Genomic DNA, 12,852 nt, shown 5'->3' on the forward strand with positions numbered 1-12,852 from the left:
CGCACTGAAATTATAACGACTATTAATTAATCATTAATTGCCTTTCTGATTCTTTCCTGAAATTTAACAATCTTTAATTTCTTGTTAATTAGTGCTATTTTTCGAGCATCTTGCCAAATATTTGTACAGTTCTATCACTCTTGTACACTTTCTGAATCACTCAGCCACGCGCAATTCAATGTACAAAAAGTCCCTCCTGCTCGGGCTACGATGCTGGAAATTCAGGTATTACCCTTTATACTGCCCTATCCCCCTTTACGTGCGGCCAAATCGGGTTAAACATATCAATGAGTCAGTCTGAAACCTCAGCGCCAGGTAAGTTCTCCCTCCTTCCTGGGAGCATCACCCGCTTCTTTCTTCTCTTGATCATTGTGCTGTTGGTGACGATGGGCGTTATGGTTCAAAGCGCGGTCAATACCTGGCTGAAGGACAGAAGCTACCAGATTGTTGACATCACCCACGCGGTGCATAAGCGTATTGATACCTGGCGCTATGCTACCTGGCAGATTTACGACAACATCGCTGCCGCACCAGGAGCATCATCAGGGGAAGGTTTGCAGGAAACGCGCCTGAAACAGGACGTTTACTACCTTGAAAAAACGCGCCGTAAGACCGAAGCGCTGATATTTGGCTCGCACGATAGCGCAACGCTTGAGATGACGCAGCGGATCTCAACCTATCTCGATACCCTGTGGGGCGCAGAAACCGTGCCCTGGTCGATGTACTATTTGAACGGTCAGGATAACAGCATGATCCTGATTTCCACGCTGCCTCTTAAAGATCTCTCTTCCGGGTTTAAAGAGTCCACTATTGGGTCGATTGTCGATTCTCGCCGTGCGGAGATGCTCCAGCAGGCCAACGCCCTTGATGAGCGCGAAAGCTTCTCTTCCCTGCGCCGTCTGGCGTGGCAAAACGGGCATTACTTTACGCTGCGTACCACTTTTAATCAGCCGGGGCATCTCGCCACCGTCGTCGCGTTCGATTTACCGATTAACGATCTGATTCCTCCTGATATGCAGCTGGACAGCTTCCGTCTGGAACCCGACAACTCCGCGCAAAATCTGCGTACGCCACCGGATAAAAAAGAGAGCACCGAGAGCGCATCCATCTCCTTTAATGGCTCGAAAATTGAAATCGCCTCGCCGCTTAATTCGACAGGGATGCGCCTGGTCTGGCAAGTCCCGTTTGGCACGCTGCTGCTCGATACCCTGCAAAATATTCTGTTACCGCTGCTGTTGAATATTGGTCTGCTGGCGCTGGCATTGTTTGGCTACAGCACCTTCCGCTTCCAGCCTGGACGTCAAAGCGAAAGCGTTTCGTCATCCGGCTCAAACAATGAATTACGTGTTTTGCGAGCGCTGAATGAAGAGATCGTCTCCATTCTGCCCCTCGGACTGCTGGTGCATGACCAGGAAGCCAATCGTACAATCATGAGCAACAAAATTGCCGATCACCTGCTGCCGCACCTGAATTTACAGAACATCACTGCGATGGCCGATCAGCATCAGGGGGTGATTCAGGCCACCATAAATAATGAATTGTACGAAATCCGTCAGTTCCGCAGTCAGGTCGCTTCTCGCACGCAGATCTTTATCATTCGCGACCAGGACCGTGAAGTTCTGGTGAACAAAAAGCTGAAGCAGGCCCAGCGGTTGTACGAGAAAAACCAGCAGGGCCGCGCGGCGTTTATGCAAAACATCAGCGACGCGTTTAAACGCCCATTGAAAGAGCTTGCCAGCCAGGCGGCGATGGTCAGCACCCCGGAAAACCATCAGCTCGCCAGCCAGGCGGATGCGCTGGTACACCTGGTAGATGAAATCCAGCTGGCCAATATGCTGGAAAATGACACCTGGAAAGGCAACGCCACCCTGTTTTCCATTCAGGATCTGATTAACGAAGTGGTGCCAGAAGTCCTGCCGGTTATCAAGCGCAAAGGGCTGCAGCTGCTGATTAACAACAACCTGCCTGCCAACGATAAGCGTCATGGCGATCGTGATGCGCTGCGCCGCATTGTGCTGATGCTTATCCAATATGCCGTCACCACCACGCAAATCGGCAAAATTACGCTGGAAGTGAGCACTGACGAATCCGCCGACGATCGTCTGACGTTCCGCATTCTGGACACCGGCGAAGGCGTTACGCTGAGCGAAGTCGACAATCTGCACTTCCCGTTCCTGAACGATACCCAGAGCGACAGTTACGGCAAAGCCAACGCCCTCACCTTCTGGCTGTGCGATCAACTGGCGCGCAAACTTGGCGGTCATCTGAACATTAAAGCCCGCGAGTCGCTTGGCACACGCTATTCACTGCACGTCAAAATGGCCGCCACTCCGCAGGAAGAAGATGAAGAACGACTGCTGGATGATGTGGTTATCATGGTGGATGTGACCTCGAGTGAGATCCGCAACATCGTGGTACGCCAGCTGGAAAACTGGGGCGCGTCCTGCATAACGCCGGATGAAAGGCTCACGAGTCAAGAATATGATCTGTTTTTAACTGATAATCCGTCTAATCTTACTGCCTCGGGCTTGCTTTTAAGCGATGATGAGTCAGGCGTGCGAAAAATCGGCCCTGGCCAGATGCGCGTCAACTTTAATATGAGCAATGCTATGCAGGAGGCTGTACTACAACTAATAGAGGAGCAGCTGGCACAAGAAGAGATCCTGGAGTCCCCGTTGGGTGGTGATGAAAATGCCGAACTCCATGCCAGTGGATATTATTCGCTCTTTGTAGATACAGTACCAGATGATGTTAAGCGGTTGTATACTGAGTCCGCGGCGAAGGATTTCGCTGCGCTGGCGCAGACAGCACACCGGCTTAAAGGGGTGTTTGCCATGCTTAATCTGGTTCCGGGCAAGCAGTTATGTGAAACGCTGGAACATCTTATTCGCGAGAAGGATGCTTCTGGCACAGAAAAATACATCAGCGACATTGACGCCTACGTCAAAAGCTTGCTGTAGCAAGGTAGCCTTATACATGAACAATATGAACGTAATTATTGCCGATGACCACCCGATTGTACTGTTCGGTATTCGCAAATCACTTGAACAGATCGAGTGGGTGAATGTTGTCGGTGAATTTGAAGACTCTACAGCACTTATCAATAACCTCCCGAAACTTGATGCACATGTTCTCATTACCGATCTCTCCATGCCTGGAGACAAATACGGTGATGGGATTACGCTTATCAAATACATTAAGCGCCACTTCCCGAGCATTTCGATCATCGTTCTGACGATGAACAACAACCCGGCGATTTTAAGCGCCGTGCTGGAACTCGATATTGAAGGGATTGTCCTGAAGCAAGGTGCGCCAACCGATTTGCCAAAAGCGCTGGCTGCGCTGCAGAAAGGTAAGAAATTCACGCCGGAAAGCGTCTCTCGTCTGCTCGAGAAAATTAGCGCCGGTGGATACGGTGACAAACGTCTGTCGCCGAAAGAGAGTGAAGTGCTGCGCCTGTTCGCCGAAGGTTTCCTGGTGACGGAGATCGCCAAGAAGCTGAACCGCAGTATTAAAACCATCAGTAGCCAGAAGAAATCGGCCATGATGAAGCTGGGTGTGGAAAACGATATCGCCCTGCTGAACTATCTCTCTTCGGTTACGCTGAGCGCGGTTGATAAAGACTGATTCTGCGCCTCTCATAAAAAACCCGGCAGCGCTCGCGCTTACCGGGTTTTTTTATACCCTGGATTTCCTGACGCGATCGGCATACACCGTCAGCGTCTGTTTAATCACATCCAGCGTCACCGGTTTCGACAGGCAGCTGTCCATGCCCGACTCCAGACAGCGCTGTTTCTCTTCCGCCAGCGCATTCGCCGTCACGCCGACAACCGGCAGCGTCAGGCCCAACTGACGAATACGCTGCGTCAGACGATAGCCGTCCATATTCGGCATATTCACGTCGCTAAGCACAATATCGATGTGATTTTTGCTCAGCACATTGAGGGCGTCCACACCGTCATTGGCCGTCAGGCATTGATATCCCAGCGATCCGAGCTGATCGGCAAGCAGACGGCGGTTGATCGGGTGATCGTCCACGACCAGAATCATCATATCGTCATTCATCGCCACCGTTGAGTCCGGCGACGGTAGCGCGTTAACGCCGTCGTGCTCGTCCACTTCCACGCGATAAATATGCGCCAGCAGGTGCATCAGCTCATGCGGCGTTGCGACGCTATGCGTCCACTCTCCCGGCACACGCTCTTGCGGAATACCAATATGACGGCGACAGAAGATGATGGCGGCTCTGCCCTGCCACGATGGGTCAACGTCCACATCCGTAATCAATGTATCGTCTGCATCCGTGCTTTGCCCTTCGTAGCGCACAACGCGAAGACCCCTGTTCGTCAGCATTGATTCCAGGAAGGCATACAGCGAAGCGTTATGGACTGCCAGCCAGCAGGTTTTGCCGCTCAAGCCTTCCGCTGGTGCTTTCACTGGATATTTTGCCGAGTAGAGCGGAATACGAATCGTGAACTGACTGCCCATGCCCGGTTCGGTATCCACAGAAATATCGCCGTCCATCATGCTGATCAACTGCTCGCAAATCGCCAGCCCCAGCCCCGTTCCCTGGAAGTTACGCTGAACGCCGGTCCCCACCTGGAAGAATGGATCGAACAGTTTTACCACCTCTTTTGCCGGGATACCCGTTCCCGTATCACGGACACGAATGCTCAGATAATCTCCGGCGCGGGAAACGTGCAGTACGATACAACCCACATCGGTAAATTTGATAGCGTTACTGAGCAGGTTCGAAATAACTTGCTGCAGGCGCATCGGGTCGCCAAGCAGCGTTACCGGCACATCAGGCTCGATAAAGCAGTAAAGGCCGAGCTGTTTACGCACCACCAGCGGCATATAGTTAGCGCTGATGTGGTTCATAACCTCACGCGGAGAAAATTCGCTCGGCTCGATTTTCAGCTGCTCAGATTCAATTTTAGAGAAGTCGAGAATGTCGCTAATGATTTTCAACAACAGGCTTGATGAGTTATTCATCGCGGTTACCAGGCGCTCAACGCCCTTCGGTAACTCTTTGGTTTGCAGCAGATCGAGGTTGCCGATAATACCGTAAAGCGGTGTACGCAATTCATGGCTAACGGTCGCAAGGAACATCGACTTCGACTGGCTGGCCTGCTCCGCCGCCTGCGCCATCTCCTGCAACGACTCTTCCATTTTCACGCGCGAGGAGACATCCACCAGCACGCAAATCGCCACGTTTTCGTTGCGATAGCGGGAATGTACAAAACTGATTTGCAGATTAGTGTGATTGCTGGTTAACACATCGACAAAATTCACCTGCTGACCGCAGATAATCTGCGTCAGCCGCTGCCTGTCCTCATGCGTCAGCATGTTCAGATAGTTATGCGCCAGCTCATTACTGAGGATATTTGTCCCGTCCTGAGTACGCAGGATACAGATACCGACAGGCGCGGAGGCCACAATTTTGCGGTTAAACTGTTCGTGCTCTTCCAGTCGCTGGGCGTCATTTTCCGCCGGAATGAAAATCTTACGCTCATACATTCGCGCCAGCGTAAACAACGCAATCCCCACCAGCACATTCAGTAAGATGGAATTGAGAATCAGCATCCGAATGCGTTCCAGCACCATATCAACCGGTACGGAATAGACGATGCTCAGGGAGGACGGTGGCAGGCTTTTCTTCAGCACCAAATCACGGAACCCTGAGGTGTAGCCAAACCAGGAGCGTTCCTGCATCCAGCGTGGATCGACCTTCAAACGATCTTCCGGTCCGGTCAGGGAAATCAGCTTATGACCATTTTCGTCGAGAATGGTCACGCCCATCGGTAAGCTGCCCGGCGTGAAAAAATTCTCCATGCGGATCGTCTGCTCAGTGCCCAGCAGCGCCTGCAGGCGATTGGCCAGATACACCGGCGTCAGGGCATAGAAGTACCCCACTCCCGGACGCGGCCCCTGACTTATCCAGAAGATATTATTGCTGCGCTCATCCTGCGGCGCATTACGATATTTAAGAATACGCTCGTGCAGACTTTTCAGCGCATCTTCCCGCTCAACGGGCATATCCCGCAGGCCGAAATCAGCCATACACAGATTTTCGCTGCCGATGAGGAACACGCGGTTAAGGTCGTACGCAGCAGAAAAATTATCGCGCCAGTAGCGCATAAACCAGGACAGTGACTCAAGAGAGCCTCGCCACGCATTGCCCATCGCCGAGCAGTCTGAATCCGGGAACAAAGGCTCAAAGTCCGGAACTTCTGATTTGTCTTCCCGCCCACGCGTGGCAAGAATGCCGTTTTCCGCCGTCAGACGGTTTTCAGCAATGTACTTAAGCTCTTTCATCACATCAGACGTTCGCTGAATATAGCGTTGGGCCTGATCGGAGCTTAAGTTAAACTCCTGGCGGATCTCGGACTCCTTCTGATGCAGCGCGTTAACGATATAGAACACCGAGAACAGCGCGACCAGCAACCAAAGCAATAACGCCAGCGCCCGAAACAGATAGCGAGAGACTTTAAGCGTGGTACGAAAGGAGACGAGGTATTTCAAGGGGGCGAAGCTCCGCCAGCAGGGTCAAAAAGGAATGTGGTTAAGGTAGCGGTAAACGCGGCTTGCCGCAATGCTCGCTTGTCTGCAAAAAAGAAAGGGCCGGAAACCGGCCCTTTTTCTGTCAGGAGACATTACTCTTCGGCATCATCTGCCGCTTCATCATCGGCATCGGTATCAGCTTCTGGCGCGATTTCATCATCGCCTTCTGCCACACTTCCGTCGATAGAATCGAGTTCTTCGTCATCCACTGGTTCAGCTACACGCTGCAGACCCACAACGTTTTCGTCTTCCGCGGTACGGATGAGGATTACGCCCTGAGTATTACGACCGACGACGCTGATTTCAGAGACGCGTGTACGCACCAGCGTGCCCGCATCAGTGATCATCATGATCTGGTCGCAATCATCAACCTGCACTGCGCCGACCACGGAGCCGTTACGCTCGGTCACTTTAATCGAGATAACGCCCTGCGTGCCGCGAGACTTGGTTGGGTATTCCCCTTCCGCCGTACGTTTACCGTAACCATTCTGCGTCACGGTGAGGATTGCGCCTTCGCCACGTGGAATAATCAGGGAAACAACGCTGTCTTCGCCCGCCAGTTTGATGCCGCGCACGCCGGTCGCCGTACGACCCATTGCGCGCACCGCGCTCTCTTTAAAGCGCACCACTTTACCGGCGGCAGAGAACAGCATGACCTCGTCAGTACCGGATGTCAGATCGACGCCAATCAGCTCATCGCCTTCGTTCAGGTTGACGGCAATGATGCCGGCAGAACGTGGACGGCTAAACTCTTTCAGCGCGGTTTTCTTCACGGTACCGCTGGCGGTTGCCATGAAGACGTTGACACCTTCTGCGTACTCACGCACCGGCAGAATCGCAGTAATACGCTCATTCGGCTCAAGCGGCAGCAGGTTGACGATTGGACGACCACGTGCCCCACGGCTCGCTTCCGGCAGCTGATAAACCTTCATCCAGTACAGACGACCACGGCTGGAGAAGCACAGGATCGTATCGTGGGTGTTGGCCACCAGCAGGCGGTCGATAAAGTCTTCTTCTTTGATACGTGCAGCAGATTTGCCTTTACCACCACGACGTTGAGCTTCGTAGTCGGTCAGAGGCTGATACTTCACGTAGCCCTGGTGAGACAGGGTTACAACCACATCTTCCTGGTTGATCAGATCTTCGATGTTGATATCAGCGGTGTTCGCTGTAATCTCAGTGCGACGCTCATCGCCAAACTGATCGCGGACCAGCTCCAGCTCTTCACGAATCACTTCCATCAGACGATCTGCGCTACCCAGGATGTGCAGCAGTTCAGCGATCTGCTCCAGCAACTCTTTGTACTCGTCGAGCAGTTTTTCATGCTCAAGGCCAGTCAGTTTCTGCAGACGCAGATCCAGAATCGCCTGTGCCTGCTGTTCAGTCAGGTAATACTGACCGTCACGCACACCGAACTCAGGTTCCAGCCACTCAGGACGCGCGGCGTCATCGCCCGCACGTTCCAGCATTGCAGAAACATTGCCCAGCTCCCACGAACGTGCAACCAGGCCCGCTTTTGCTTCTGCAGGCGTTGGCGCGCGACGGATCAGTTCGATGATCGGATCAATGTTCGCCAGTGCAACAGCCAGTGCTTCGAGAATGTGCGCACGATCGCGCGCTTTACGCAGTTCGAAAATGGTACGGCGCGTCACCACTTCACGGCGGTGACGGACGAACGCGCTCAGGATCTCTTTCAGGTTCATGATCTTCGGCTGACCATGGTGCAATGCCACCATGTTGATACCGAAGGAAACCTGCAGCTGAGTCTGGGAGTAAAGGTTGTTCAGAACCACTTCACCCACGGCGTCGCGTTTGATTTCAATCACGATGCGCATACCGTCTTTATCAGACTCGTCACGCAGCGCGCTGATGCCTTCAACGCGTTTATCTTTTACCAGCTCCGCGATTTTCTCGATCAGGCGCGCTTTGTTCACCTGATACGGAATTTCGTGGACGATAATGGTTTCGCGGCCAGTCTTCGCGTCAGCTTCCACTTCCGCGCGGGCACGAATATAAATTTTGCCGCGACCGGTACGGTACGCTTCTTCGATACCACGACGGCCATTGATGATGGCGGCAGTCGGGAAGTCCGGGCCAGGGATGTGTTCCATCAGACCTTCAATGCTGATGTCTTCATCTTCAATAAAGGCCAGACAACCGTTGATCACTTCCGTGATGTTATGCGGCGGAATGTTGGTCGCCATACCCACGGCAATACCGGAAGAACCGTTCACCAGCAGGTTCGGGATCTTAGTTGGCATGACGTCTGGGATGCGCTCGGTGCCGTCGTAGTTATCGACGAAATCTACCGTCTCTTTTTCCAGGTCGGCCATCAGCTCATGGGCGATTTTCGACATACGGATTTCCGTATAACGCATCGCCGCAGCGGAGTCGCCATCGACAGAACCAAAGTTACCCTGGCCATCCACCAGCATGTAACGTAAGGAGAAAGGCTGCGCCATACGCACGATAGTGTCATAAACGGCGGTATCACCATGAGGGTGGTATTTACCGATTACGTCACCAACGACACGGGCAGATTTTTTGTAGGCTTTATTCCAGTCATTGCCCAATACGTTCATGGCGTATAGTACGCGACGGTGTACCGGCTTCAGGCCATCTCGGACGTCTGGCAGCGCACGGCCAACAATGACCGACATCGCATAGTCCAGATAGGAGCTCTTAAGCTCTTCCTCGATGTTAACCGGTGTAATTTCTCTCGCAAGGTCGCTCATCTAACCGCTATCCCTCTACTGTGTCCCGGATTCAAAGGTCGCAAATTATAACACAACCGCTCTCAGACAGGTAAACCTGTATGCTTTATTCATGGGGAGAGCCTGATATACTCGATCCTCTTGCGAAATAAGGAGTAAAAGCGCCCATGAATGCCGAAAAATCCCCGGTAGCTCACAACGTTGACCACAACGAGATCGCCAAATTTGAAGCGGTGGCATCCCGCTGGTGGGATCTCGAAGGTGAGTTCAAACCTCTGCACCGTATTAACCCGCTACGTCTGGGCTATATCGCGGAGCGTTCCGGCGGTCTGTTCGGTAAAAAAGTGCTCGATGTCGGCTGTGGTGGTGGCATCCTGGCAGAAAGCATGGCGCGCGAAGGCGCAACGGTCACCGGGCTGGATATGGGTTTTGAGCCGTTACAGGTGGCGCGTCTGCACGCTTTAGAAACCGGTATTCAGGTGGAATATGTGCAGGAGACTGTAGAAGAACACGCGGCGAAACATGCGCATCAGTATGACGTCGTCACCTGCATGGAAATGCTGGAACACGTTCCTGATCCACAGTCGGTTGTCAAAGCCTGTGCCGCGCTGGTCAAACCCGGTGGACAGGTCTTCTTCTCGACCATTAACCGCAACGGCAAGGCGTGGCTGATGGCGGTGGTCGGCGCGGAATATGTGCTGCGGATGGTGCCAAAAGGCACCCATGACGTGAAAAAATTCATTAAACCAGCAGAGTTGTTAGGCTGGGTCGATGGCACTTGGCTCAAAGAGCAGCACATCACCGGTCTGCATTACAATCCGTTAACGGATAAATTCAAGCTGGCGCCGGGTGTAGATGTTAATTATATGTTGCACACAACCGCAAAAAACGACTAACGTCATTCGATAATCTTATAAAGATTGCGCAGCATCATGTTGCGCAATTTTGACCTCTCGTTGAAGAAATCAGCACTCGATCAAATTTTGAATTTTTTTTCTTAAATATTGACATGTCGTCCAGGCCTTACAGTACGAGGACTTAGGCTTTTTTACCCTTTCACAACCTCAATTTAACGTCAAAATCAACCCTTGTACTGAAATGATTCGATACTAGAATACTCACCATATAGCGTTCTTCTAATCGCAAAACCCCTACATGTAGTATTTATCCACAGACTTAGTCACAAGACCATTCTGTGGATAAGCGGGGGATATTTCTATTTCACGGTAATTCACGGACAGGTAAAAACCCACATGAATCAGAGTCTGCTGGTGACAAAGCGCGACGGTACCACTGAGCGTATCAATCTCGATAAACTTCATCGAGTTCTCGACTGGGCAGCAGAAGGACTGAATAACGTATCTATCTCCCAGGTTGAGCTGCGTTCACACATTCAGTTCTACGACGGCATCAAAACCTCTGACATCCACGAAACGATCATCAAGGCGGCGGCTGACCTCATCTCCCGCGAAGCGCCGGATTATCAGTATCTCGCGGCACGTCTGGCGATTTTCCACCTGCGTAAAAAAGCCTACGGCCAGTTTGAGCCGCCAAAGCTGTACGATCACGTGGTGAAAATGGTCGGACTGGGCAAATACGACACGCATCTGCTGGAAGACTACACGGAAGAAGAGTTCGAGCAGATGAACGGGTTTATCGACCACTGGCGCGATATGAACTTCTCTTACGCAGCGGTTAAACAGCTCGAAGGGAAATACCTGGTTCAGAACCGCGTCACCGGCGAAATCTACGAAAGCGCGCAGTTCCTGTACATTCTGGTTGCCGCATGCCTGTTCTCTGGCTATCCGCGTGAGACGCGTTTGAGCTACGTGAAGCGTTTTTATGATGCGGTTTCGACCTTCAAAATTTCTCTGCCTACGCCGATCATGTCTGGCGTGCGCACCCCGACTCGTCAGTTCAGCTCCTGCGTGCTGATCGAGTGCGGCGACAGCCTGGATTCTATCAACGCCACCTCCAGCGCCATTGTGAAATACGTCTCCCAGCGTGCCGGAATCGGCATCAACGCCGGTCGTATTCGTGCCCTGGGTAGCCCGATTCGCGGCGGTGAAGCGTTCCATACCGGCTGTATTCCGTTCTACAAACACTTCCAGACTGCGGTGAAGTCCTGCTCTCAGGGCGGCGTTCGCGGCGGTGCGGCCACTCTGTTCTACCCGATGTGGCATCTGGAAGTTGAAAGCCTGCTGGTTCTGAAAAACAACCGTGGCGTCGAAGGTAACCGCGTTCGTCACATGGACTATGGCGTACAAATCAACAAACTGATGTACACCCGTCTGCTGAAAGGCCAGGACATCACCCTGTTCAGCCCGTCTGACGTCCCTGGCCTGTACGATGCGTTCTTCGCCGATCAGGATGAGTTCGAGCGTCTGTACACCCAATATGAAAACGACGACAGCATCCGTAAACAGCGTGTGAAAGCCGTGGACCTGTTCTCCCTGATGATGCAGGAACGTGCCTCAACGGGCCGTATCTACATCCAGAACGTCGACCACTGCAACACCCACAGCCCGTTTGATCCAGCCATCGCGCCAGTGCGCCAGTCCAACCTGTGCCTGGAAATCGCCCTGCCGACCAAACCGCTGTACGACGTTAACGACGAAAACGGCGAAATCGCGCTGTGTACATTGTCCGCCTTCAACCTTGGCGCAATCAAAAGCCTGTCCGAGCTGGAAGAACTGGCTGTGCTGGCGGTTCGTGCGCTGGATGCGCTGCTGGATTATCAGGATTACCCAATTCCTGCGGCAAAACGTGGCGCAATGGGCCGCCGTACGCTGGGTATTGGTGTGATCAACTTCGCTTACTGGCTGGCGAAAAACGGCAAGCGTTACTCCGATGGCAGCGCCAACAATCTGACGCACGAAACCTTCGAAGCGATTCAGTATTACCTGATGAAAGCCTCGAACGAGCTGGCGAAAGAGCAAGGCGCGTGCCCGTGGTTCAACGAAACCACTTACGCGAAAGGCATTCTGCCGATCGACACTTACAAGAAAGATCTGGATGCTATCGTTAACGAACCGCTGCATCTCGACTGGGAAGCGTTACGTGAGTCCATTAAAACTCACGGCCTGCGTAACTCCACGCTCTCCGCACTGATGCCGTCTGAGACCTCTTCGCAGATCTCCAACGCCACCAACGGCATTGAGCCGCCGCGCGGTCACGTGAGCATTAAAGCGTCGAAAGATGGCGTGCTGCGTCAGGTCGTGCCGGATTATGAACTGCTGAAAGACAACTATGAACTGCTGTGGGAAATGCCGAATAACGACGGTTACCTGCAGCTGGTGGGCATCATGCAGAAATTTATCGACCAGTCGATCTCTGCGAACACCAACTACGATCCGACGCGCTTCCCGTCTGGCAAAGTGCCGATGCAGCAGTTGCTCAAAGATCTGCTGACCGCCTACAAATTTGGCGTCAAAACCCTGTACTATCACAACACCCGTGACGGTGCAGAAGATGCGCAGGATGATATGGCACCGTCCATTCAGGATGATGGCTGCGAAAGCGGCGCATGTAAGATCTAGTTTTGCCTTTTGCCGGATGGCGGCGTAAACGCCTT

6 protein-coding genes are annotated in these 12,852 nt (G+C 52.7%); 4 read left to right on the forward strand and 2 right to left on the reverse strand.

Features of this window, described 5'->3' with window-relative positions:
* Positions 1–287: 287 nt before the first annotated feature.
* Complete coding sequence (gene rcsD, locus JBO43_RS05070) at positions 288–2,960, forward strand: phosphotransferase RcsD (RefSeq protein ID WP_202673836.1); 2,673 nt, start codon at positions 288–290, stop codon at positions 2,958–2,960.
* Between the two features lie 16 nt (positions 2,961–2,976).
* On the forward strand, positions 2,977–3,627 hold the full coding sequence (gene rcsB / locus JBO43_RS05075) for a response regulator transcription factor RcsB (RefSeq protein ID WP_015959795.1): 651 nt from the start codon (positions 2,977–2,979) through the stop codon (positions 3,625–3,627).
* Positions 3,628–3,678: 51 nt separating this feature from the next.
* Here the strand turns inward: rcsB and rcsC are convergent, their stop codons facing one another.
* Together rcsC and gyrA are read right to left on the reverse strand one after the other, a co-directional pair.
* On the reverse strand, positions 3,679–6,525 hold the full coding sequence (gene rcsC, locus JBO43_RS05080; protein ID WP_095282720.1) for a two-component system sensor histidine kinase RcsC: 2,847 nt from the start codon (positions 6,523–6,525) through the stop codon (positions 3,679–3,681).
* Between the two features lie 131 nt (positions 6,526–6,656).
* A complete protein-coding gene (gyrA, locus tag JBO43_RS05085) occupies positions 6,657–9,299 on the reverse strand; it encodes a DNA topoisomerase (ATP-hydrolyzing) subunit A (RefSeq protein WP_095282721.1) in 2,643 nt (880 codons plus the stop codon).
* 146 nt (positions 9,300–9,445) lie between these two features.
* On the opposite strand from gyrA, the gene ubiG reads away from it, so the two are divergent.
* Together ubiG and nrdA are read left to right on the forward strand one after the other, a co-directional pair.
* Entirely contained in the window at positions 9,446–10,174 is a 729-nt protein-coding gene (ubiG, locus tag JBO43_RS05090) for a bifunctional 2-polyprenyl-6-hydroxyphenol methylase/3-demethylubiquinol 3-O-methyltransferase UbiG (RefSeq protein WP_095282722.1), read from the forward strand.
* Positions 10,175–10,531: 357 nt separating this feature from the next.
* On the forward strand, positions 10,532–12,817 hold the full coding sequence (gene nrdA, locus JBO43_RS05095; RefSeq protein WP_095282723.1) for a class 1a ribonucleoside-diphosphate reductase subunit alpha: 2,286 nt from the start codon (positions 10,532–10,534) through the stop codon (positions 12,815–12,817).
* Positions 12,818–12,852: the final 35 nt, after the last annotated feature.

Origin of the sequence: Lelliottia jeotgali (assembly GCF_016771845.1) — a bacterium.
Taxonomy (GTDB): Bacteria; Pseudomonadota; Gammaproteobacteria; order Enterobacterales; family Enterobacteriaceae; genus Enterobacter; species Enterobacter jeotgali.